Genomic DNA, 23,646 nt, shown 5'->3' with positions numbered 1-23,646 from the left:
GGCTTATACCGTATAGTCCGTTTCTAAATCTACTTGGCAGTATGCAGTCATAGTAGATGGGTTAAGCGCTTTCACTTTAAATTTACCTTCAAACTCCATCTGCATTTTTAAAGTGATCTGCATTTTATCGCCAGGTTTAAGCATAATAGTACCCGTGGCCGGATTAACCACCCCGCCATGTTTAGCCTCTCCGACCACATTGCCACTCTTATCGTGTGCTTCTAGCAAGATCTCAAAGTCACTACCAACAGAAAACATGTCCTGGGTTTCAACCGCAATATCAACAACAGGTAAGCGTGTTGTAATGCGTTTAGCGCCATTTTTATAGATCAATACCACGTTGGCTTGTTCAATGGGAGCCTGATCTGGCGCATCGAGTTGCAAGGTAATTACTGGTACTATGCACTCCTGCAACGAGGCTCCGCCATGGTAATAGAGCATGCCAGCCTTATAGGACGCCATAGTAAGCGGCCCGGCAAGCTTTGGCATATCGCTACGGATACCTAGTTTCTCTACAGCAATTGCATAGTGATGTTGGTCAGCACCGCCATCTCCGAGTAAACAACGCTCATGAATATTGAGCCAATCGCCAGATAGCTTGCTGCACGTATCACCCGCCTGGGCGTGGGTATTCATAAAGAAGCCGTGGTCTGTAGCAATTACCACATCGCGGAAGCCAGAATCTTTCAATTTATGAATAGCCACACGAATTCGCTTCAGCGCATTGATGATTTCCGTGGGAGCCGTGTCTGGGTGATTCTCAAAATGGCCGTCAATTTCCACGCTGCGCAACACCAACAGCTCGGTGCCATCTTCCACCTTAAAGCGGTTGCGCACATAATCTTCTAAGCGACCTTCTTGAAAACGCGCACCATAGCGTTTGCGAATCAGCTCCATACGCTGGGCCACGGTTTTGACTTCTTGCCCGTTAATAAAGGGCACCAGCTTGCCGTCTACATTGTTTAGAGCAAGGCTTTTGCCAGCATCGGGTAATAAACTTGCCATACCCACCAAGGTAATGCTGGGTAATTGCGCCAGCGCGGAGGTGAGCTCAACTTTACCGTCTTCGGTCAATTGCTGTTCTAAAGCCACACCCAACTCATATCGCAGGGCATCCACCATCAAGTAAGCCACCTTATGCCCACTTTGCGCAAGTTTAGGGGCCACCAATTTATCGAACACTTCAGTATTCGACAGGTGGCCAGGCAATGGCCAGCCGGTGCTTTGTAGGTGTTTAGTAAACAGCAGCTGTAGCTTTTCAATTAAACGCCCATATTGCTTGCGCACCTGCAGCTGTAGTGGGTGCATCAGGCTCTGGGTGTCTTGCCAGTCATAGTCACTGACCGCTTGCTCAAACTCTCGGTGTAGGCGATCCACTTCGCGGAACTGGGCGATATAGAACGCCACCAGCGACTCCATCGAACGGGTATGTTCTGCCAGTACTCGTTCGTTATCTTGGCAGGCTTCTACCAAGGTAAGGCTTGCGCGCAATAAATCCCATTGGGCTTGGCTTTCACCTTTGCCAGTCCACACCGACTGGGCGTGGCGCGATAAAATATGCCTGACCTTATCAGTATCGTCGCGCAGCAAGGCATCTATGGCTTGGTGTAAGAAGGTACGCTCTTCAAACGGGAAAGTATCCCTATCGCCTAAATCAACAATGCCACTACACAAGGTTTTAAGATCCAGCTCAGCTTCCACCGTTTCAGCCCGCTCGATAAAGGTAGCTTGAGTACGGCGGTCACTGCGCAAACGCTCACACATATCTTCAACCAATGGCTTAGCAGCTTCATCAGCTTTGGGCACATCTAATAATTTCGCAGGTAAGCCCGCTGGTAAATCAAACACAAATTCGCTAAACAGTACGAAGCGCCAAAGCTCTTCAGCCATGGCTGACCAGGTTTTGCCCCGGGTTTTCAGTGTTAGGCCAATACTTGCCTTGAGCAGCTCTTTCGCTTCTGCAATCCAACTGTCATTGGCTTTCAGGGCATCTTGCTGCACGCCATTTGGCACCAACAAACTGAAGAGGATGTCGCGGGTGGATTCCTCTTTTAGGGTAGCGCGCAAGTTTGGCCAGCTGAGCCCACCACCAATAGCGTCAATCACCGCAAAGCTTGGGTTGCTGTTTTGCTCAAACAAGGCGCGCACTTGGGTGGCATGGTCAGGTTTGGCCTTAAGGCAAATACTTAAATAGTTATCGCCATCGCTATTGGGGAACACGCTACCGCATGCACCGTACAGCGCGTAAGGGTCTTTTTGTTTGTCTTCATCTTCCAGCGGTTTTGGCGCGGGTACATAAACCAAAAGCTGTTCAATGCTGTGAGCACCCAGTTCGTTCAACGCTTTAATGGCTGCGCTTCGCGCCACAATACTGGATTCGGTGGCATCCACCACCTTAAGCTTGTCATTGGCCATCGCCAAGCAGGCATCGCGGTAGCGCTGCTCGGCATCATACACCACCAATACCTGCTGTTTGGCCAAACGCGGGGCGAGCACCTGTTCTTGAATGAATTGTTGAATGTTCATAGACCGCGCTCCTCCTTAATCTGCTTTATCAACGCCAGCAATGCCGGCTCATTAAGCGCCTTGGGCTGCCATTCCAGCTTGGTTTCGCCGGTAAACTTTTTACCGCGTTTAACGGGCACTTCCACTTCTTGCCAAAAATGTTCTTCCACATCGTGGGCGATGGCGAGACTGCGGTCTTGGTGGCATTTACGCAGTACACGCTCGGGCCAAATACTACAGGCGAGGTGCGCCCAGTCGTAGTCGCCTTTTTCCAGGCTTTCCCAAGTTTCTTTGAGTTTTTTCTGCCAGGCTTTGTGTTGGAATAACTTCCACAGAGGCGCAGCGGTGATTTGCACACCGTCGTTTAAATTGGGCTTCCAGAATTTGGCCAGACGCAGTAATTCATCGCGGAAGTCACGCAGCTCGCTGACCAAATCACTGAGTTTTTCCAGCTCTTTTTCTTCCTGGTTGCTGCGGGCGGATTTGCTCCGCAAGCCATTCAAGTCCTGTTCGACCTGCGCAAGCTTAGGCTCAACAAAATCGTTGACGCAGGTATAGAGGGTTTGCTCGTTTAGACGATGGTAATAAACCCATAATGTGTAAGAGCTGGATGGCGTTTGAAGCGGCCAGTAGATTGGAGCTATACGGCGGCTTTTTGAATAGCAGGCCATATGAGCATCAAAAAAAATACTTTTATTTTCTAGGTTTCTAAATATCAGCTCATCATCTAATAATTGGTCAAAATCTATTTGACTAGCCAAAGAACTTTCTTCTATACACTTAAAAACACTTTTAACTAGACGTACAAGAGAATCAATATCTGAAACACCAGAAAAAATAATTGTAATTGGATATTCATTACTGCAAACATCGTCAAATTCCTCATCAGACATTGGATGTCCATCCTGCCCTAAGAGCATTCCATTGACTTGGTTTGGGTTGCGATTTTCATGCTTAAAATAAAGAATATTCCATCTACCAAAGACGACACCTAGTGCATAGGACAATAGCGAACCAAATAAAGTCAACCGACTTTCAAGTGCGTCTTCATCTTCATCTCCACCTTCTGCGGTAGACGATGATTCACAAGATAGAGCTTCTAGTAGGTCTCTCAATAGTGATTGAGACTCATCATCATTTAACATATATGACCGAGTAACACGCTCGTCAATACTTGGCCCCAGTAAAGAAAACTTATCTTTTACTCCGAAAATTACATTTTCATTAGCATTTAAATTTGGTGCTATAAAATCTCGAAAAGGCTCAACAGAGCAGAAAGTTGATTTTGATTCTGTAAAACCATCAATTGCATGACTCGCAAGCAGTTCATTTAATTCTTGAGACAGCTTAGGTATTCGAAGATTTTTTAAGTTTTCTACCAAGAAATTTGGTCTATCGAACTTTTCGCCATAAAGCCTCATGATAGAGGAAGCAATGTTACTAGCTGCAAAAGCAACAGAACTAAACTCGTTTCCATTGAATGGATATGCCATGTAACGGCTTACAGAGGGAATACAACCAGGTTCTATGTAATATGGATAAAACCTGTTAGCACGACGCGTCCAACTAAAACCAGGAAAAAAATAATTACTCTCATTCCTGATAAATGCTTTAGGTTTTCCGTCAGGCGTTTTAAATGCTCTCAGTTCATATCCGTCATTCTTATAGTTTACATACAAAGTAATAGGTGAATACCATGGTCTTGATGAGCCAGACTTAACAAACGGAAACCATTTATTCTCACATTTTGAAAAGTGTTCGCGATATCTTTTTTCTACATTGTCACCAATTTCACAGTAGTTTTGGTGCAATGGGAAATAATATCCACTTTTTGAAGTCTGTTTAAATTCCCATTCTAAACGACAAAAACGGAAGTCATCCCCTGTTTGAAGACCGACTTTGACGTCCCCACCCTTGTCTTTGAATAGACTAAGGGCATGGAGTTTTTTTAATGCCGAAGGTAATACCCAGTAAGCAAACGGAGAACCATTGAGCAAAGAAAAATCTTCTAACTTACATATAAAAGTCATCTCACCTACCATACCAGATGACAATTTAGTTAGTTCATTATCAATTATTGCACTTCGATTTTTTGATGTGAGAGTTCTAAACACAATCGGTCTATTGGAGATAGGCCTATTCCCAATGACATAAGCAGCGGATTCAACCATAGCGTCATCCATTACAGATTCACCAAGATCAACAGCCAGGGCTAGTCCACTGTTGGAAATGATCACTTCTTCCCGCCAACCCGAAAAACTGGAGAGAAAAAAGCAAGTTCTTGAAGTTATGGATCCAACTAAACCCGATCCTCCAACTTTTTGAATCATTCGTTCTGTAAATGCGCCAAAGATATCGTTATAAGTGTTTGGGTACGCTTCTTTTGCTGACAATTTCCACTGCTTTGAAAACTCACCAAATGGAGGATTCATCAAAGCGATATCAAAATGTTTACTACTTAGATCTATAAACGCAAATCCCTTCGCCGCATCATCAGCAAACAGTCGCTTTTGATCGGCATTGGATTCTGCCTGCTCGGCATAATCACTTAGCGCCTGCAAAATACGCTGCTCGGCATCATCCCAAAACGTTTCATCATCAATACCACGCAAATCAAACCCAAGCTTGGTTTGTGGCGTAGCAGCATCCAGTTCGACTTGGAATAGATCGCCAACGCTATTACTTCCTGATTGTTTGAGCCACTGCTCACGGGCTTCATGAATGGCGGTTTGAATTTCCTCTTCGATTCTTAGCAGGGTACCCGCCTCACCAGCCAACTGCATTTTGTCGAAGATCACTTCTAACAATTGCCCTAAGACGGGCGGGTTAAGCTTACTGGTGAATTCCTGCAACAGGGCCTTTTCGCCGGGCATCGGTTCGGCGCAGACAATATTGGATTTTACAATGGTTGGGCGCTGTTGCGGTTTAATGCCTTGCTGGTGCCAGGCGCGTTGGGCTCGCTGCCATAAACTTAAACCGGCGATTTGTACCGCACGCGGGTCAATATCCACGCCATGGATATTGTGTTCGATAATCAGCTTGGGAATTTGCTGCTTAAAGGCCTCTAACGATTCATAAGTGCTTTGAAGAGCTTGCTGGCCAACTTCACGGGTAAAGGCATCTGGACCCAATTGCTGTTCTAACTGCCAGGCCTCAAGATATATACGCTCGAACAGGTCAAAGGCGTACAAACCAAAGTGCATGGAGCCACAGGCTGGGTCGAGCATGCGAATGCTGCGGGGGTCTTTCAGTGGCCGATGAGGGATATACACCGGTTGTTTGAGCAGTTCTTCTTGGCTCAGGGCTTCATCGTCTGATGCTTCCGCGACGGGCGCAGTTTCACCGGGTTTTAAGAAAATCTCGGTTGGGCGGCGCACCAAGTAACGGCATATTTCCACCAGGGCGGTGTTGCCTTGGGTCATCTCGAACCAAATGCGGCCAAGGGTGTTGTCGGTTAAAAACTCCACCACATAGCGCGGGGTGAAAAACTGGTTGCGTACCGCCAGCTCGCGGCTATTGCGCGGCGCCTGAGATTCGGCGCGCATTTTTTTGCGCTCTTCTTGCGAGTTGAAATATTGGTAAATCCAACCGATGGTTTCGTCTTCCGCCCACAGGTGCACGATATCAAAGTGGTTGATTTCGTCCAGCAGTTCCAACAAAGCCGTTTCACGCGGGAACAGACGGCCTTGGGTGCTGTGGCGATCGAACAGTACGGCTAAGTCGAGACTGAATTCATCAAACAGACTGAACAGGTAGTTACGGTAGGCATCACCGGTTTCACCATGTGCGGTGCCCGAAAGTTGCCGATAGAGCTGAAAGCCTTTGGAGCTGTGAGCTTTGGCAATGGATTCCAACAAAAATCCACGGGCTTCGGCCATGCGCAGGGCCGCCAAGCGGTTGAGCACGGTGAAGGCCTGTTCGCGCACAATGCGATCCAACACTTGTTTGGTGCGGTCTTTTTCACCCTTGCCGGGTGTAGTGGCCAAATAGTGCGCCAGGGTTTCCCGTAACAAATGGGCGGTTTGGCGCTGGCGGTTATCCAGGTGGGTGAGGCTGTCGATAGCCGCCACCGTGCCTTGCTTTGGATCCAGGCCATAGGTGGCCTGCAGTTGGCGAGTAAATTCCTCGCCCAAAATTGCCCGCGCGTTACTCACAAATTTTTGCAGGCGATTACGGGTGCTTTGATCAAATGCCATTCACTGTCTTCCTGTTGTTCTTTTTCGCCCGATTCGTCATAACCATTGCTTATTCCGCGCTGTCATTGAAGCTGATTTCCAGCTCAAATTCGTGGGCGTATTGCAGCTCGCCACGTAGTTGCTCTAATTGGCTAATGAGCTGGTTAAGCTCCGCCATGCTGGTGATGCGTTTTTTTGGCTGTAAGCTGCGGGTGATTTTCTTCTTACCCTCTTTAACCGCTTCTGCTTGTTCTTCACGCAGTTTGTCTTGCAAGCGTTGCTGGCCAATGCGCTGGATGCGGTTTTTCAGATCTTGCAGCTGGGTTTGAATACTGTATTCCTGGTTGACCAAGGTACGCAGGCCAGCTAAGTCTTCACTTGCAGTGACCGCCAGTTTTTCTAGATCAGCCAGAATATTGTTTTGCTCTTGCTGGGTGAGCTCTTTCCATTCGGCAATGCGCAGCAGATCTTGCTCGGCCTCTTTAATGCGCTGACGTTGTTCGGCCTGCAAGCTGATGACGGTATCGCGCACACGGCTTTTGATAAGAGTGAGCTGGCTGGCAAACTCGGTGTGGTATTTAAAGAAATCGCTTTGGCTTAAGCGGGTATTAATATCGCTTAAGGTATCGGCCAGCTCGGTTTTTAGTGCGCCTGGGGTTCCGCTGGCTGGCAGGGTATCCAGTGCTGCGCGATAAGTTTGGAGCTCGGTAAGAGTATCTTCCAGCCCTTGCTCCAAGTTACGCTTAAGTTCTGCGGCCCATTTTAAGCTGCTGTACAGATCAGATTCCTCACCCCCTAAACGTGCTGGGGCGTCGGAGGCATCGGTAAAGAGCACATCTTTGATGTCACCGCTTAGGGCATTAATGCGATCGCTACCGAGCAAACCTAAGCGTTTGAGCTTTTCTGCCAATGGACCGTACTGATGTTGTAACTGAGGAAACAGCTTGGTGGTGGCTTTGCTGATTTCATCTTCCAGCGGTACTACCATATCGCCACTGAGCTCGGTCAGACGTTCTGCGGCTCTGGCCATCACCTCCATAGTGGGGCGCTCTTCGCGCAATGCCACGCCAACAGACTTGAAGCTGTTATTGGTCTTGAGTGCATCAATGGCTTGTTGGCCATTAACGGTAACTTCACGACCCGCCACTTTCAGTTTAATTTCACCCGCCACCAGCATGGCAGCGAGTAAATAGCGCAAGGTATCTTGCGACCAGCCGTAAGGCGCATCGGTAAAGATGTCGCTGAGGCGCTTGCCCTCGATGGTGCCCTGGCGCTCGATCATGTCGCGAATGCTGGTAATGGCTTTGTGATCAGTATTGATGGATGGGCGGCCACCACTGCGTTGCACTAAACTGAGCGGATCAATATCGCTGGTAATACCCGCCAGGCTGTTAGTGCTGAGGAATTTCTCGGCCAGGTTAGTGTTGGCACGAACCGGAGCTTCGTTGTAGCGTTCGAAGACCTGATCTGCCACGTTGCTTAAGTGTTTTTTCGCCGCTTCCAACAATTTAAGATCAAGACTTTCAACGGCCGTCACTTCGCCCCGGAATATAAAAGATCCCTGAGTCAGACTACGGCGTAATAAGCCTTCAAGCTCACCCATTTTGCGGTTGGCGATATCACTTTGGCTAGCGCAGTACTCTTTGACTTCTTGGTCTGGTTCGTTGCGGTATTTATTGGCGATTTCTCTGCAGCGATAAATGTCTCCGACCAGCTCATCAATCCCAGATGAGGTTCGCCCAAGTATAGAAATGGTATATTGCGCTGTTTTATGCCGACTCTCGTCGGTTAAGCGAGCTTTGGCTGTTTCATAATCTTTAGCATCGACCAGCTCAACTAAGGTTTGAACAGTATTGCGTTCACCCGATAATGAAGCAGGAACACCACCCGCACTTTGTGCTTTCAAACCTGTTTGTACGGACAAAGTACCATTTAAGTGGGTAGATGGGAGCGGCGCGTATGCTTCACGCAAGGCTTCATTTTGAATACGCCGTAATTCGACGCCACGTAATGGAATACTGGCGCGTTCTTGCTCTATGTCGTTCAGCTTTTCACTGAAGAAACAGAGATTACCCTCCTGCTCACCGAAGGGGACTATGGCATCATTAATGAGTTCATCGACCGCTTGTTTAACCGCATCTGCATTAGAGGCATCACTAATACCCGCATGCATAAGGCTGGTGACGTTTTGCAGTGAAATAGGCAAATTGCCCAGAATTTGCAGCACACACACGGTTTTGGCGATGTTCTGGTGTAATGCTGAATCAGGGAAGCGAATTTTGACTTTACCAACAGACTGATAGAGCGAAAGGTAACCTTTCTCGATGTCTTTCTTAAGTGCGTCGAATAGCGTAACCGTATTGGCAAGCCAGCCCACTGGCTGGTTAGCAATTGGCTTGGTACCATCCGCACCTTCAACCAACACGTCTTGAATGACTTTAATCGCAGATCGAAGACCGATACCGCCCGTCGATTTGGCTAGGGCACCAAGTAAGTGCAGTAAAATATCAAAGTGCGCAGGCAGAAAAGGATACAAATTGACAAAAGTTTGCTTGTCGAAATCTGCACCATAGGCGCGGGCGTCAACCAACTTGGTGTGGTTGCGCAGCGCTTGCCCGTGTTTATCGAACAAGCCAACCAGCTCAGCTTCACCTGTTGGCGATTTACCTAACAGACGGCTGTAACAGATTTCTTTGATGTCATTGGCTTCAAGGTCGATTTGGATCGGGAAGCGGTCTTTCAATTTGTAAAGCTCTGGCGAGTTTAACGAGGCTTTAGGATCATCCTCAGTCAAGGTTTGCTGGGCAGTACCGATCACCCAGACTTTACCATCGCCAATGTTCTTCAGGTTTTTGGCCAATCCGTCTAAGTTAAGAATCAGGTTCTGGCGAGAACCAACATACTGGCCAACTTCGTCGATGATAAAAATGATGTGTTCTTTGCCTGATGCTTCACGGGCAATTTCAATCATCTCTTCTACTCGGTCATTTTCAAAACGAATGACTTCACTAGCTTCAGTGGAGAACGAGGATGAGGTTTTAAACAGTGTTGGGTACATCTGATGGGCCAGCTCGGGGATCACGCTGTCGACTACCAGTTCGTCATTGCGGTAGTCTTCCCAATCTAGGCCTTCGGTGTAATCGCTGAACAGCGTTAAGAACTCGGCGTGACGATTGTCTTTTTTCAGTTTTCGCTCAAACGCTGCCACTTTAAGATTGCGCGAATACCCTGCCCACTGCAGAACCTTGTAGTACAGTACAGTAGACACCTCTTCCATAGTGGCACCAGCAACCTGTTCACTGGCAAGGTCTAGCATCAACACAGCAGCAGGAAAACGCTTGGCAACAGAAGTTAGCAGTGCCTTTGTCGTTGATTTTTTTAAGCGGTCTTGCAGATGCTGAATAAAGGGTGTGCCGTCGATTTTGATGTTGTCATCAAAGGCAAGACCCAGATACTTGGTAAAGGAGCTCTTACCTGAGCCATAAAAGCCTGAAACCCATACGCCGACTTCATTTTGCCCGCCAGCCTCCATTGCTGCTTGCATCTTGGAGAGTAGCTTTTCGAACTGCTCTTCAATGCTTTCGGTTACCACATACTCAGAAATTTCCGCTTTTAGCCTGGCTTCTTGCGATACGCCGTAGGTAATGACTTTCTCAATAGCGCGGTAGATATCTTTGTTGTTGTCAAAAAGTGATTTGATTTCCATTACTATGTCCTAAATATCCTTGCTATTGATTAACCGCCAACGTGCACAGAGCGGTAATTGCCATCTTCCGGATAAAACCCAAGAAACTTCAGTCTGGTCTTCCCTGTACGCTCCCCAGGGTAAAAGAAAATTGTTGGTACATGAAATTTCCCTTGCAGCTGGCTTTCAACAGAACCAATACGAAGGTATGGATGTAGCGCTTCAATATCGGTCACCAACAGAATGTTGTTAGGTTTACCTTCCAACTCACTCAGCACTGCTTCCAACTTGTTTTGCAGAGCGCCTTTCTTGGTTAACGCTTCAGCAAGCGAGTTATTGGTCTTATGCCACTGAAGTGGAGCTGCTGCATCTTGTTTTTCCCAGATATTTTTGATGATTGGCGGCATCTCATCAAACACTTCCTGAATCGCAGTTGCAATTGAGAAACGATGAACATTCCAGCCATCATTTTTTAGCTTTGCTTCCCAGGCAGGCATTTGGCGCTTAACTTCAAGAATTTGATCCGTCCGAAATACCAAGTAGAAAATGGGTTCAAAACTGGCGTGGGCAAACTCACGACCGGCTTTAACTCTTTCCATAAGTTCATTGAAATCAGCTTTGAGCGATGACATCAACCACCTCCTCCATTGTTTTAAACTGCCAGCTTATCCGGGTGACATCACCCGCTGATTGCACAATCATCCAGCCATTTTTTGCTAGCCGTTTGAATTCATCTCTGACATCCAAAGGCTCTAAACCAAATAATTTCCAACATTCATTGTGAATTACCGCGTTATCTCCAAGACCAGAAAAATGAAGCCAGTGAGAAAGATATAACGATGTACTTTGTTGCATACGTATTGGCTGAATGATTCGTTTGGATACACGACCAGATGATAAAAGACCATAATCAGCACAACAGCCTATGACATAGGAAGAAACTCGCTTTATGACTGAATCAGACCACGGTTTCTGTGTTTTACCTTCTCGAACGGCATTCACGACAAATTCTCGCGCATCATCAGTGCCTATGGAGTCGTAACCTCCTGAATACTTTGACCAGAATATTTCAACAATGAAGTCAAACAACACTCTGTTTGCAATAGCCGTATGAATCAATAACAGTTGATTAAATGAGCTAGATACTATTGATGGCTCTAGCTTTTTTAGGGTATCTGCTACACCTGATTTAATATATCTAGGTGAAAAACATTCAGCGATGATATTTCTGAGTCGTCTCGCAGAAACCATCGGGAACAGCCCTGAATTTAACGCTATTGTATAAAGTTCATTCGTCGTCATGCCTGATTCATATAGGCAGAGCAATAATTTGGTCTCATCAACCAATCCTAATCCTGCACCTAACTGCGTTGTGTAAAATTGTTCGTGATTAACTATCAACATTAGCCCCCTTCATAAATGGGAAGCATTTTTTATCTTGCTCAAATGCGCTCACATAGCACCCAGCACATGTTTTGATAAGATTCTCTAAATTATGCTCGTCAAATATACCTATATTCATTGGGCCATCTTCTGCAATAGCGTTGTATGCAAGTTCAGACAAACGTTTTTCCGCTGCTTCTTTAGTGCTGAGACTTCTAACTATCTTATCTTCGGACTCAAATTCATTTATTGCCCTAGCAACACTTCGTTCGACCGAAACTGGTAGTCGAAAAATATGATAATTTTGACCAATACCAATTCGGTCGTCATGCACAATAAGCGCCGCTTGACTCACACCATTGTATTGAGAAAGTAACTTTGTTCTAGGAAAAGTGTGTGTTAAAAATGCGCCACTGGAAGCGCCTAAAAAATTGCTTTCCCACCAGTTATATTGGCTCTTTTCACCAAGGAATCCGATTATCAGTTTTAGTTCTGCAATAAGTTCTATTAGCTTTTTGTTCATTTAGTAATCCACCACATTTTCGCTCCCAGGAGCAATGTCTAAATTCTTAACACCGTATAAAGCTGCTCTATTTTTTAAAAACAGCTGTGTTTCTGTTAGCACTGCATCAGGTGAACAATCAACGTTCCATAATCTGAGCAGATATCCTGCGTTAGCCGCTCTAATCTCTACCTTCACTGCGCCATTTATCATGCCGTAATCCAGCTCAATCGCTTCACGATGCAAAATTCGCGGATGCGGTACTAATTCTAACTCCACGAATCGGTTCCACTGTCGGTCCTGAGTTTCGAGTTCACTTTCTTTGACAGCAGAGGGCGGCAAGGTTGAACTCTCAAGCACCTCTGCGCCTTTAATTCTGGTTAGTACAAAGTCACGGAATTCATCGCGCTTACGATCAAAACCACGAACATGCCAGCGTAAGCCATTGTCCACCAGCGTATGTGGCACAATTTCACGCGTTGTTTCACCGCTCGATAGTGACACATAGGTGATACTCAAGGCTTTGCCTTTGTGCATGGCCTCGGTGACTTTCGCCACTATCGACAAATTCGGCTTGTTTAGGTGATAAGGCGCTTCACAGGCCAACGGGGGTTTTAGCTGACCAGAAAATCCATCACCAAAACCTTGGCTTAAGGTGGCTAGGGTTCTGATTACATCGAAATCGAACAGGGATACAAAAGACGCAGCCTTGAGATGTTGTTTACGCTTTTCATCATAAACCACATTTTGCGGCGCTATCTCTTTATAACGGGCAAAGTCTTGGGTCGCTACAGAAGGGGCAATATTGAATCGTTCAACGAGATCAGTTCGACGAGCCTCACCTTTAAACATCAACACAAAATCAATGTGAGCAAGTCGCTCGCGCTGCGCAAGCGTTAAACTTTCCAATGTTAATTGAGTCAAGGTCTATCCTTAGCACGCTCGCATGGTAGTACAACAAACAGAAAATTGTTATACAACCTACCGAATTTAAGTAGGCCAATATTACCAACTAGTTTATCCCGCGGCTACTTCTATCGTGTGTTAGATTGTGATTTGAAGCAAAAATTAAGTTTTCTTTGACGTGTTGGAATTTCAATCAAGTATTCATAGTCTTAACTCAATTCATCAGACATTAATCAACCTGAGATCAGTCTAATAATCCTTAACTGCAATAGCATCCACTCTATCAAGGTTAGTAACTTCTGCACGCGTGATGACGCCATGGTAAATTAACCCCATTAAGAGGCTATATGGCCCACATGCACCGTTAATATATCCCTGTCTTAGGCCAATTTTTCTTGGTTAGTAAACACACAATCCGAAGAAAGCTCCGTAAGAGCCTAACTACTGTTAAAGGTTTGCCGATAATAGACTTCGGCACGGTATTGGAATTCAGCCAGGATACCGGTCAATTCCATTTAACTTTTCACGCGTTCAAATACTTAGGTACGGAATTATAACTAAAGCCATTTTCAACAATTATCTGAAATGCTTGAGAACGATTGCGCCCTTCGCGTATGGCCTAGCTAGGCGTTGTTGATTAAATCATTTCATAGAACGTAATCGTTCCAAGACTTCTGGCCGATTAAGCAACTTGCTGGCGAACGGGCATACCCAATCTAATGACTTTGTTCATCGCCTTCACACCAGCCAAGGCCTCTGCGACTTGCCCATTGTAGTCACGCAAACTTAGCATTGGACTATTCAACTGTTTATATCGGCCCATGGCGGTCTCTGCTAGAGAGCGCTGGTGATAGCCGTTATCGATTTTCCATTGTTTCAGCTGACCCGTTTTCAGTGCTTCTACGGCTTCATTGCGTGGATGCCCCTTTTCCCATAACCCCGCATTTGAGCGTGGTGGGATGGTAGCTTTGCAGCCTTTACGTCGCAGTAATTGATAACAACCCTTTGTATCATAAGCCCCATCTGCCGATATCTGCATTATCTTTCGCCGTAAAGGATTGAGCAAAGTCGGCAGTACTTCATTATCGCCTACTGACACAAGACTGACTTCAGCGGCAACGACTTCGTGAGTGCTTGCATCTATGGCTAAGTGCAACTTGCGCCATGTGCGGCGTTTTTCGCTGCCATGCTTGCGGGTTTTCCATTCCCCTTCACCAAACACTTTCAGGCCCGTGGCATCGACAACAACATGCGTTATCGGTCCGCGACTGGGGTTGCGGTACTTGATATTGACTGTCTTAGCGCGTTTACTGATAGAAGTGTAATCGGGGGATTTAAGTGGCACACTCATCAACGTAAACAAAGAGTTGAGAAAGCCTTCTAGCGCACGCAACGATAAATTAAAGATGCCGTTGACCATCAACGCGGTTTCAATCGCCACATCACTATAGCTAAACCCGCGTCCACGCCCGCCATGATGCCCATGACAGTACCACGTGTTTACTGCAGCTTCATCCACCCAAAAGGTGAGCGAGCCACGGCTCACTAACGCTTGGTTGTATTGCTTCCAATTAACGATTTTACGTATTGATTTGCCCATGTTGCCGTCCTGAAGGTGAGTCAGGAGATCTGATCATGGCAACACCGATTAGTTCACTGATTTGTTCAACAACGCCGCCTAGCTATACTAAGATTCGTTTTGTTACTGGGTTATAGCTAGTTTTTCCTCCTTGAATCAGTGAATATGGTACTTGGAATAGCATCTTAAACTCAGTATGAGCAATAGAAATGTCTTGTACTATATCTTCAAAATTATGACACTTTACGAGTCACTTACACTGGTAAAGCAATAATCAGCTTCTCATCTTGCTGATTGAATTGCTCATTTTTACCAAGCAAAATCTTGTTTTCCAATGAGTTAAGTAAGCTTTTTATGTCATTAAACTTATTGGTTAACAAACGATTATTGTGACTAGATGATGAACCAGTCAATAAATTGTCGTAAGAATCTCTAGCCCATCCACGATAAGCTTGGAGCACCGCGGTATATTTAGCTCCGGCAGTTTCTTCTAAGGTATCCGCATGATGATAATGACCCAACCTAGCGTACAAAGTTGACTCAACATAAATAGCTTTGGGCATCATATCCAAAACATGAGTGATAAAATCAATTATTAAAGCAGCATGCTCTTGGGTAATGGTATTTTTACCATCACGATTATTCCCTTGCTCAATCCATCCGATCAATTTCATCAAAAAGGTACAAAGCTCATTCCGTTGCTGCGCCAAAGTGACCAACAAAGGAGCTATAATCTCAGGTACAGGTTCATGTTCTTGATAAATACCTAGCAACTCATGTGCTGCCATTACACTACCAATATAAGACGAAAGTTTTTCAAGATAAAACAATTGATTTTGCGTTTGGATTTCGACGGCTATCTTGTCGATGGATGCTTGGATTTTTTCCAGCTTCTTCGATAAATATACTGTTTGGATCACTATCGCACCGAGGATAATTCCTGTAGATAAGCCTGCGGCAAGAAAGATACTTTGCTTAACTGCAGCGCCTGCTTTTGCAAGCTCGACAACATTAACCCCTTCACTAAGATCTACGGTCATTTCCTTGAATGGTAAATGCTTAACAATACTCCCTGCACCATCTACTAATTTCTTACCTTTTGACCAGTAAACAATACCCTCTCGTAATCGCATGTGACCTGACTTAATTAGCTCAATGATCTCCGGATCAACCTTGTCCCAATCTGGCACCATTATTGTTTTAATTGTATTACTAATCATTACAACCCCTTGTTTAGCAGATCTTATTTGAATGGATTATCGTTACGTCGCAGTTCTCGGAGCATTGCAATATGTATCACACAGGGTAAAGTAACGTTGACATTGGGCGCATCGACAAATGCACCAAAAATCCCACTCAATACTCCCACTGGACTGGATATCATCAGCACTCTTGGCAATAGTGCCGCACCAACCGCTGCACCACCAAATGCCGATGCGAGGACCCTAGATACAATGGCGAAATCCTTGCTGCTCCAGTCAAGCGCATTATCAATCTTGCATTGATAATCTTTATTCATTCTCTCGACAAATGCCGAACGATCAGCTTGCGTCATCTTGTCCAATTGCAATTCCATGACCTTAGCGACAATAGCTTTTTCAATTGCAAGTGTACTATCCTTATCAGCGACCGAGCAGCCAATTGAACGGGCAGTATATTGCAGTAAATTGCGATAGGTTCCCCCCTTTCCGGTAATAAGATTCAACACAGTTGAATTACCAAAGGTTTGCAATTCAGCGCAGATATCTTGCCATACTAGCGCCAAGTCATGCTTATTATCTTTAAACCTAGGATTAGTAGTTAGTGTCTCTGTGGTTCTAAGTTTACCAGTTTTGTCTTTGGTCAAATATTTAACAAGTGGTGTCAGTTGCTTATGAGTACAAAGAGAAAGAAACTGCAGATCGCCATCTTCCCGGTACGAGTAGTTCCGCTTAACAAAATCCATATTAGTTCCCTTTCATAAAACAGCTTGCATATTAATGCCTGCTTCACAACCTAATTTTTCTAGCGAGCAAATCGCTAAACGCTCTACTATAATTTTCACAAACAACACCTCGACGCTAATAAGCTAAAAGTTGGTTACGTACTAATCGGCTGTCAGTTCGCGATAACACACCTCAATCAAATCGATTGAGTAAGGTTATTCACACAAACCTGCGCGAGGCTAGCGTTGGCACGGAATACTAAATTAAGCTTAAAAATCCATCGGTGGCATGGTATCTCTTTGACTTTGTAATGTGAATTTTTGAGGTGGGTTGTATGTCAATCAAAATACAGGTTTTCATCATCAAAAAACGTGATATAAATCAATTTAATACCTCTTCTATTCATCAGTAAAATCCCACCAAGGTTTTTCATTTTTCCTCTTCTCCGTATATGCCTTAAAAGCATCATAATCAGGCTTAAGAATAACGAACCTAATTACAAGCAAAACAGCAATGATGAGAATCAAAGGCATGCATCGAACAAGCATTCCCACAAACAAATCCATAGAAATGAATCCTTCGTAACAGAATGATTATAATGACTATTTAGTATATGCCGGGCGAAAAGGCTTTTTACCGTTCAACTACCAGTGAGATGCAAGGCTAGATTAGCGCGAATATCTATCGCAATGTCGGGATCAACTTGATCAATAACATGTTGTTGCTGTAACCAATGCCTTAACTTTCGACCAGTTCTTCCAGCATTAGATACTTCAAGGAATGCTAGTAGGATTTCAAACACTAGAAGTTTTTCCGGTATGTCAGGATAAAAATTCATATCAATCATCAAGATTTTCTGCAAATCAATGCCTAATGATTTAATACAAGTAAAACTCAATTCCAACGAACCATTGGACGCAGCTTTGTTGAAAATCTTTAGCCAATTGGCGATTGCAGTCATATCACTATCAACTGGTTCAGCAATATCATCTACAAACGTTACGTCCTGTTTGCGTAGAAATGCTGGGATATCAAGGCAATCAAGCACTGAACTGCTATACACTGGCGCTGCAAAACAAGGAGATACAACCCCTGCCACTGAGCCAAACCCCGCTTCACCCGCTGCACGAGTGTGCCTTATAGTTCGCAACTCTGGTAAACCGTCAGCTTTTTGGTCCCGCACGGCGACCAATACACAGCAGGTTTGCTCACAAAGCAAACTATACTTAACGGCAATTTCCTCAGGTTTCTTGCTGCTCGACAATCTTTGGTAAGCAGCCAGACGTGACAAAGTTCCAGTACCAATCCCTCGAAACTTTCTTACCGGGATTGACTGATTTTGCTGCATAATTTCTATATTCACGTAGGTTTTTGGTGATATTTCGGTCTCAGATGTGGCATAGCATTGATATCCATCACCCGTAAACAGTAACTGTTTATCAACTTGCTCATTAATTGGTATCGGCCAATGTATTTTAAGATCTGTTATCTCTGGCTGACGGCATCGTTTAAATTGTCCCACAATCGCATCTGCCATCGACTCGTTTGGGGATACATAGATGGCTGAAGCGCCAGTACTGCGCGACAATTTATTCAGAAAAGCTTCGTTTACTGCAGAACCCACGCCCACACTGAATAATCGCATATTTGCTTTTGTTGCATCCGCGATTATTGCCGCGGTATCCCACACTTCACCATCAGTGATCAGCAACATTTGCGTCGCAAATTCTGCATGCCGTCCAGTTTTGCGAGCCAAGTTTAATGCTGCTGCAATTTCAGTTCCCCCCATGTTGGCCTCTAGCTGGTTGATGTATGCATGAAGTTTTGCAAGATGCTCACTATCGGCAGGAACAGGGGATGGAAACAAACTTTGTGCTTGAGACCCAAAGGAGATGATGTTGAACCAGTCTGATGGCTTGAGAAGTGTTTTAATTGCGACGAAGGCCTTACGCACCTGCTCAATGGCATCTCCGCACATTGAACCTGAACGGTCAACAATAAACTGGAAGCACTGAGCTGACTCATTGTGGTTATCTGAGGATGGTAGTAACAGGTTGGCACAGTACTGCAACCCAAAAGCACTCTTTTCAACTAGAATTTCGCCAGTAAATGAAGGTAATGCTTCTAGTGTAATTATGATGTCCCTATCAGGAATAACCCTATCCCCTGATAAGATTAAAGAACTCTCTTCTCGTTTTACCGTTAATGAATGACTTGGACTGGTAACTAATGAGGAAGATAATTCACCGTTAATCGCCAGATTAAATGTTAAGCGTGCGCCATTATCTAGTGTATGCTCAATCTGTTGATAATATTGTAAATTTGCTGTTCGCTGATGTCCGTAGCGGTCACCAATTGTACACGGAAAATAAAACCGCAGTTTACGGTCTTGCCAGTTCAGGACTTGGGCATATTGAATAGAAATGGTAACGTCATCATTAGGTAGCAAATTACCAACATTGAGACAATATAACCCATCATTCAACCGCTCCAGTAATACTGCACTGTCACCTTCTGCTATGGCACCTTCGTATTTATCAGTTCCGATAGCTTTTGGCGTCACTTCACCTGTGAACTGACGCTCACCAATCGCCATAGATAACCCTAAAATGACCGCATCTAGTGGTAACGTAAATGAGAATATGGCTTCAATAGGGCAAGTTTCACGATTTACAAATTCGTGAACCAATTCGACTTCACTGATAGAACCATTCAGTTGCGCATTAACTAAACTGTGCTTTAAAACAATGTCATGATCAAACCCAAATCCTTCAGAATTACCTAGCACTATGTTATTCATCACATTGTTGTTCATTTTCCACCCCACCTTTATTTTTAGGCAAAGAGCACTGCATAACCTGCTGATAGCTACTTATCATTGCAGGAACTAACATCCTTAACTGCTCACTACTCACACCTGCCGCAACTGGGTCAATCATTAGTGTCAGCCCTTGGCCCAGATACAAATGACTAATTACACGCATGTCCCCTGCTTTTGGTTGCATATCAGGCAACTCAGGTTCATTTGCATAATTCAGTAATTCTTGAATTCGCTCTAAAGACAGCCCCGCACTTTGCCAACGTTTAATTTTTAGCAATTGCTCAACATGTTCTGTGTCGTACCAGGCTCCACGACCAGCGCCATGAGGCCCTTTAATCAGCCCCTTTTGCAGATAAAACCTGATCGTTCTAACTGGAAAGTCGAGCAATCTCGCCAGATCGCTGATGCCATATTTTTCTTGCATCCTGTACCTCCATTTAAACTTCATATAAATGTATACACCAATAATGTACAGATCAAGTGTAATGAATAATATTTTTTATGACGTTTGAATCAATAGAGAAAAAATTACCAATTAGGATAGGTTGGTTGGTTAGCTTCAAACTCTACGGTGACCTATGTTCTTTCTGGTATTAAAATTTTTCTATGTAATATCTAAACCCACCTTATTTAAAGCTTTTTTGATATAGCATCATGACATTGACCACTTCATTAATGCTTATCTATTACACTTTTTCCAAATATTTTCAGATATATATCACTCCTGTGCATAAGCCCATTAGCGCTTTAAAGGAGCCTGATATGTCAACAAAAGCGACGCACGCCAAAACTAAACCAGACAACTTGATAAACCAGCCGATTAAGCAGTGGCCGCAGACTGCCGAAGAAGTCCTAGCCTCTGCCGCCAATATCATTGCCGAACGCTATGTGAAGAAGGACGCCTATACCAATCCACAGGCCACTAAGGATTTTTTAACTTACAAACTCGGCGGTTATGAGCGAGAAGTGTTTGCGGTAATGCTGCTCGATAATCAACATCAATTACTCGAGTTTAAAGAGTTGTTCTTTGGCACTTTAGATGCCGCCAGTGTTTATCCCCGAGAAGTGGTTAAGGCGGTGTTAGCGATCAATGCGGCGGCGGTGATCTTTGCCCATAACCACCCGTCCGGTGAATCTGAACCTTCAACTGCAGATAAGCACATCACCAAACGATTAACCGATGCACTAGCGCTTATCGATGTGCGCGTGCTTGACCATATTGTGGTTGGCCGCACGCCAGTATCCTTTGCTGAACGAGGCTTACTCTAGCCAACGTTTAAACCTGCTACGCCAAATCAAGGAGTCCATCATGATTGAATTTACCGACAGCTTTTCTCAGGCCTGTGTCGCCGAAGCCTGCGCCGCGTTTCCAGAACTGCGTAACCGCTTAACAGTTGAGCTGATTTTGCCGATGTTTGTGCGGCCGCTCAATGCCATGGGCCAAGTGATTGGCAAGCCAGTCGTTGCACCACACCGCGAGCTACATAAAACCGTATTATTTGTTTTTCACCGTGATGTGGTTGAGCACTTGCCCAAGGAGATCAGCTTTTGCCGCTATGTTTGCCCCTGTGACAGTTATGGTGTGCCAACAGGTGAATGGCAGCGTGTGATCAACGGTGTGTACTTCAACCATGGCAGCAACGAGCAACCGAATTGGAGCGTACACACCTAAAGAACGTTACCTGTCATCACCCACTCCACTAGTCGGCTGTATTAACCGCTCTAACTAGCACAGGTATTTATCACTGCTCTTGCTAGTCCACTAACGAGCACCCTACTCCCTAAAGTTCTTTTCAACCATTGAGGTCACTATGACAACGCTTAAACTTTTCGATATCGAGCACGCTTGGGGCTTACCCCGTAAAGTGTCTCCCCGCTTTGGTGCAAGGCTGATTTTACGTGGTCTGCACTTGGATTATCTCCATGACCGTTCAAGCTTTGTCGGTGAATTTCCACCAGCAATTAAACAACAATTTGTCGATGCCTTTCCGACCATGGTTAAACAGCTTGAACGGCTGGTGGCCACCGGCGAGATTGATGCCACTGAGCAGCACTGCGTCACCATTGAGCACGCTGGCTTTATCTGTGAAGCAGATACCTTAGGCAGTCACGGCTATTTGTATATTGCGATTTATCAAACCGAAACTAAACCAAAGCTAAGCCACTGACCACCAGCAACCTCGCCCTCACTCGATAACCCGTTCATTATGGTAAGCCAGTACTAATCCGTTAAACATAACCACCAAACTTTAATCTCCCAGCTCAAAAGCCTTAGCAAGTAGCCCTTAGCGACTCACATTAAACCGCTTAGCCACCCCCCGTTTTATTAACCCAGCCGCATAGACAGCAAGAGCCAAGGCGCAGTAACGCCTTGGCTCTTGCTTATGCCCGTTTTTAAATAAGGAATATTTCATGACATTAACTATCAAACGTAATCAACTGCCAGCGATGCCAGATCGTTTTTATCAAGTGATTGAAAAGGAACTGGCTGAAGTCACACCAAAAGACGCCAACGCCATCACCCTTAATTTTCGCGATCCAGATTACAACGCCGAAGATGGTGGCTTTCATCCCGTCGAAGTCCGGCTTGAGAAACAGCAAGATCACTGGCGTTTAGTCTACGTCACCGACTTTGCTTTTCGCGGTCATCCCTTCCCTGAACTGGTTAAAGACATCGATATCTGCTTTAACAGCAAACAAGTCTATAGCCTGTTTAGCGGCTGGATTACTGAGCGGGAATCACAGGGGCTGATTAAGTTGTTCAGCGATAACTTTGTCAGTTACTACCAGATGGAAGTCTATCAAGTAGAAGTGAGCTTGGATTAACCCGCCTCGCCGTCATTTCACGCGAGCATCCTAAGCCTATCTACCTGTTTCTGCCCTATCGCAATCAACGGGCCAAGCACATCACACCCGCGCCCTTGTTACGCTAGGTGATTACGTAAAGCCTCTGTCGTTAACAACAACCAACCTCGCCCGCAACGCCCGTCGTTAGTGGGCTTTTTGTTTTGGAGTCCACCATGAACATCTACCGCGAAACCATCCTGCCACTGCCAGAGCAATTTTATGAATTGTTAGAACGGCAACTGGCCGCACTCAATAAGCCCAACCTCAACATCGTCACCTTTAAATACCGCGATCCCGACTACAGTGCACAGAGAGGTGGTTATCACCCAGTGGAGATCAACCTCTACCGCCAGGGGGATTGCTGGTATCTCAATTACTTCACCGACTTTGCTTACTGCGGCGGGCCCTTCACTGAGCTTGAGAAAGAAATGGAAGTATTGTTTCAACAGAAGCAGGTCTACAACAGCTTCTTTGGTCGCTGTTACCTCGAGCAAGCCGACAGCTTAGTGAAGTTGCTGCTGGAGAACTTCTGTAACTACGTCGAGATGGAAATCTACCAAGTTCAAGTCAGCGCCGACTGAACTTGGTGCCCACAAAGGTATTTTGGGAACCAAGCAACGCAGGCCCGATGCGGGTTTGCAATGTGCTGGTGCCCACAATCATCACATAGCCAATTGAGGGAACCAAGCATGAACGAAGTCGAAGCGGTCAAGAACCGCGACACCATCAAGCTTATCAGTTACCTGCTCGAACGTCACTTTGGTGAGCAGATGGCCGATGTCTGGAATATCGGCCTTAACCTGGCCCTTAGGATCTCTGACTTACTGGCCATCAAGTTCAGCGATATCGACGGCGATCGCTTAAATATCATCGAGCAGAAGACCGGTAAACGCGCCAGCATCAAACTCAATCCGAAGACGCTGGCGTTGATTGAGGCGATCCACCAGCGTCACCCCGAGCATATCTACCTGTTCCAATCATACCGGTCGAGCCAAGCAAAAGACCGGCAGGCCCCCGCCAAACCGCTGACACGGCGCGCCGTCGCCAAAGCGTTTGCCTTTGTCGGTAATGATATCAAGTTAGCCCTGGGCACACACTCGATGCGTAAAACCCGCGGCTATCTCCTGTACCAAGCTTGCAAAGACATTGGCCGGGTGATGCGCATGCTGCGGCATCAATCGGAAGCGGTCACCCTGCGTTATATCGGCATTACTCAACAGCAAATCGATAAAGACTTTGTCGAGCTGGAAATCTGAGGTCAATCAGCACGCCCATTTCATCCTATTCCACCCATTAGCAGATGCGACCTAGGGGTATC

19 protein-coding genes are annotated in these 23,646 nt (G+C 45.4%); 6 read left to right on the top strand and 13 right to left on the bottom strand.

Annotated features, from left to right (window positions below; genetic code table 11):
• Positions 1 to 3: 3 nt before the first annotated feature.
• The 13 genes from HUB64_RS06515 to HUB64_RS06455 form a co-directional block, all read right to left on the bottom strand.
• A complete protein-coding gene (locus HUB64_RS06515) occupies positions 4 to 2,526 on the bottom strand; it encodes a PglZ domain-containing protein (RefSeq protein ID WP_173496637.1) in 2,523 nt (840 codons plus the stop codon).
• The gene (gene pglX / locus HUB64_RS06510) at positions 2,523 to 6,701 is read right to left on the bottom strand and encodes a BREX-1 system adenine-specific DNA-methyltransferase PglX (RefSeq protein ID WP_173496636.1); all 4,179 of its coding nucleotides are present in this window, start codon (positions 6,699 to 6,701) and stop codon (positions 2,523 to 2,525) included. The genes HUB64_RS06515 and pglX overlap by 4 nt, the downstream gene beginning before the upstream one ends.
• A 49-nt stretch (positions 6,702 to 6,750) precedes the next feature.
• A complete protein-coding gene (gene brxC, locus HUB64_RS06505; protein ID WP_173496635.1) occupies positions 6,751 to 10,386 on the bottom strand; it encodes a BREX system P-loop protein BrxC in 3,636 nt (1,211 codons plus the stop codon).
• A 29-nt stretch (positions 10,387 to 10,415) separates the two neighbouring features.
• Positions 10,416 to 10,997: a BREX protein BrxB domain-containing protein gene (locus tag HUB64_RS06500; protein WP_173496634.1), complete on the bottom strand. Its 582-nt coding sequence runs from the start codon at positions 10,995 to 10,997 to the stop codon at positions 10,416 to 10,418.
• Positions 10,978 to 11,769 carry a DUF1819 family protein gene (locus HUB64_RS06495; protein WP_173496633.1) on the bottom strand — a complete coding sequence of 264 codons (792 nt, stop codon included), beginning with the start codon at positions 11,767 to 11,769 and terminating at the stop codon, positions 10,978 to 10,980. The genes HUB64_RS06500 and HUB64_RS06495 overlap by 20 nt, the downstream gene beginning before the upstream one ends.
• Positions 11,756 to 12,271: a BrxE family protein gene (locus tag HUB64_RS06490; RefSeq protein ID WP_173496632.1), complete on the bottom strand. Its 516-nt coding sequence runs from the start codon at positions 12,269 to 12,271 to the stop codon at positions 11,756 to 11,758. The genes HUB64_RS06495 and HUB64_RS06490 overlap by 14 nt, the downstream gene beginning before the upstream one ends.
• A complete protein-coding gene (locus HUB64_RS06485; RefSeq protein ID WP_254451398.1) occupies positions 12,272 to 13,174 on the bottom strand; it encodes a WYL domain-containing protein in 903 nt (300 codons plus the stop codon). It lies immediately after the preceding gene.
• Between the two features lie 664 nt (positions 13,175 to 13,838).
• Positions 13,839 to 14,756 carry an IS5 family transposase gene (locus tag HUB64_RS06480; RefSeq protein ID WP_173496631.1) on the bottom strand — a complete coding sequence of 306 codons (918 nt, stop codon included), beginning with the start codon at positions 14,754 to 14,756 and terminating at the stop codon, positions 13,839 to 13,841.
• A 233-nt stretch (positions 14,757 to 14,989) separates the two neighbouring features.
• The gene (locus HUB64_RS06475) at positions 14,990 to 15,955 is read right to left on the bottom strand and encodes a hypothetical protein (protein ID WP_173496630.1); all 966 of its coding nucleotides are present in this window, start codon (positions 15,953 to 15,955) and stop codon (positions 14,990 to 14,992) included.
• Positions 15,956 to 15,978: 23 nt separating this feature from the next.
• Positions 15,979 to 16,680 (bottom strand): DUF3944 domain-containing protein, encoded by a 702-nt coding sequence (locus HUB64_RS06470; protein WP_173496629.1) that lies wholly within the window; start codon positions 16,678 to 16,680, stop codon positions 15,979 to 15,981.
• Positions 16,681 to 17,058: 378 nt separating this feature from the next.
• Complete coding sequence (locus tag HUB64_RS06465) at positions 17,059 to 17,226, bottom strand: hypothetical protein (RefSeq protein WP_173496628.1); 168 nt, start codon at positions 17,224 to 17,226, stop codon at positions 17,059 to 17,061.
• Between the two features lie 74 nt (positions 17,227 to 17,300).
• The gene (locus HUB64_RS06460; RefSeq protein WP_173496627.1) at positions 17,301 to 19,475 is read right to left on the bottom strand and encodes a VIT domain-containing protein; all 2,175 of its coding nucleotides are present in this window, start codon (positions 19,473 to 19,475) and stop codon (positions 17,301 to 17,303) included.
• Complete coding sequence (locus HUB64_RS06455) at positions 19,453 to 19,905, bottom strand: MerR family transcriptional regulator (RefSeq protein ID WP_173496626.1); 453 nt, start codon at positions 19,903 to 19,905, stop codon at positions 19,453 to 19,455. The genes HUB64_RS06460 and HUB64_RS06455 overlap by 23 nt, the downstream gene beginning before the upstream one ends.
• A gap of 338 nt (positions 19,906 to 20,243) precedes the next feature.
• On the opposite strand from HUB64_RS06455, the gene radC reads away from it, so the two are divergent.
• The 6 genes from radC (at position 20,244) to HUB64_RS06425 (ending at position 23,584) form a co-directional block, all read left to right on the top strand.
• On the top strand, positions 20,244 to 20,750 hold the full coding sequence (radC, locus tag HUB64_RS06450; protein ID WP_173496625.1) for a DNA repair protein RadC: 507 nt from the start codon (positions 20,244 to 20,246) through the stop codon (positions 20,748 to 20,750).
• A 40-nt stretch (positions 20,751 to 20,790) separates the two neighbouring features.
• Positions 20,791 to 21,153: a hypothetical protein gene (locus HUB64_RS06445; RefSeq protein WP_028760119.1), complete on the top strand. Its 363-nt coding sequence runs from the start codon at positions 20,791 to 20,793 to the stop codon at positions 21,151 to 21,153.
• 139 nt (positions 21,154 to 21,292) lie between these two features.
• A complete protein-coding gene (locus tag HUB64_RS06440) occupies positions 21,293 to 21,649 on the top strand; it encodes a type IV toxin-antitoxin system YeeU family antitoxin (protein WP_173496624.1) in 357 nt (118 codons plus the stop codon).
• Positions 21,650 to 21,893: 244 nt separating this feature from the next.
• Entirely contained in the window at positions 21,894 to 22,307 is a 414-nt protein-coding gene (locus HUB64_RS06435; RefSeq protein ID WP_173496623.1) for a DUF2787 domain-containing protein, read from the top strand.
• A gap of 194 nt (positions 22,308 to 22,501) precedes the next feature.
• Complete coding sequence (locus HUB64_RS06430) at positions 22,502 to 22,909, top strand: DUF2787 domain-containing protein (RefSeq protein ID WP_173496622.1); 408 nt, start codon at positions 22,502 to 22,504, stop codon at positions 22,907 to 22,909.
• Positions 22,910 to 23,017: 108 nt separating this feature from the next.
• A complete protein-coding gene (locus HUB64_RS06425) occupies positions 23,018 to 23,584 on the top strand; it encodes a site-specific integrase (protein WP_173496621.1) in 567 nt (188 codons plus the stop codon).
• Positions 23,585 to 23,646 lie beyond the last annotated feature (62 nt).

The sequence above is a fragment of the Shewanella sp. ISTPL2 genome, assembly GCF_013283205.1.
GTDB classification, from domain to species: Bacteria; Pseudomonadota; Gammaproteobacteria; order Enterobacterales; family Shewanellaceae; genus Shewanella; species Shewanella oncorhynchi.
This window is presented reverse-complemented; position numbering and strand designations above follow the sequence as displayed.

Bases quoted from the DNA above. Each gene is read 5' to 3' on its own strand.
- HUB64_RS06475 (WP_173496630.1), bottom strand. From the start codon at position 15,955: ATGATTAGTAATACAATTAAAACAATAATGGTGCCAGATTGGGACAAG.
- HUB64_RS06445 (WP_028760119.1), top strand. From the start codon at position 20,791: ATGATTGAATTTACCGACAGCTTTTCTCAGGCCTGTGTCGCCGAAGCC.
- HUB64_RS06425 (WP_173496621.1), top strand. From the start codon at position 23,018: ATGAACGAAGTCGAAGCGGTCAAGAACCGCGACACCATCAAGCTTATC.
- HUB64_RS06460 (WP_173496627.1), bottom strand. From the start codon at position 19,475: ATGAACAACAATGTGATGAATAACATAGTGCTAGGTAATTCTGAAGGA.
- HUB64_RS06500 (WP_173496634.1), bottom strand. From the start codon at position 10,997: ATGTCATCGCTCAAAGCTGATTTCAATGAACTTATGGAAAGAGTTAAA.
- HUB64_RS06435 (WP_173496623.1), top strand. From the start codon at position 21,894: ATGACATTAACTATCAAACGTAATCAACTGCCAGCGATGCCAGATCGT.
- pglX (WP_173496636.1), bottom strand. From the start codon at position 6,701: ATGGCATTTGATCAAAGCACCCGTAATCGCCTGCAAAAATTTGTGAGT.
- radC (WP_173496625.1), top strand. From the start codon at position 20,244: ATGTCAACAAAAGCGACGCACGCCAAAACTAAACCAGACAACTTGATA.
- HUB64_RS06465 (WP_173496628.1), bottom strand. From the start codon at position 17,226: ATGGATTTGTTTGTGGGAATGCTTGTTCGATGCATGCCTTTGATTCTC.
- HUB64_RS06440 (WP_173496624.1), top strand. From the start codon at position 21,293: ATGACAACGCTTAAACTTTTCGATATCGAGCACGCTTGGGGCTTACCC.
- HUB64_RS06490 (WP_173496632.1), bottom strand. From the start codon at position 12,271: ATGAACAAAAAGCTAATAGAACTTATTGCAGAACTAAAACTGATAATC.
- HUB64_RS06455 (WP_173496626.1), bottom strand. From the start codon at position 19,905: ATGCAAGAAAAATATGGCATCAGCGATCTGGCGAGATTGCTCGACTTT.
- brxC (WP_173496635.1), bottom strand. From the start codon at position 10,386: ATGGAAATCAAATCACTTTTTGACAACAACAAAGATATCTACCGCGCT.
- HUB64_RS06515 (WP_173496637.1), bottom strand. From the start codon at position 2,526: ATGAACATTCAACAATTCATTCAAGAACAGGTGCTCGCCCCGCGTTTG.
- HUB64_RS06495 (WP_173496633.1), bottom strand. From the start codon at position 11,769: ATGTTGATAGTTAATCACGAACAATTTTACACAACGCAGTTAGGTGCA.
- HUB64_RS06480 (WP_173496631.1), bottom strand. From the start codon at position 14,756: ATGGGCAAATCAATACGTAAAATCGTTAATTGGAAGCAATACAACCAA.
- HUB64_RS06430 (WP_173496622.1), top strand. From the start codon at position 22,502: ATGAACATCTACCGCGAAACCATCCTGCCACTGCCAGAGCAATTTTAT.
- HUB64_RS06470 (WP_173496629.1), bottom strand. From the start codon at position 16,680: ATGGATTTTGTTAAGCGGAACTACTCGTACCGGGAAGATGGCGATCTG.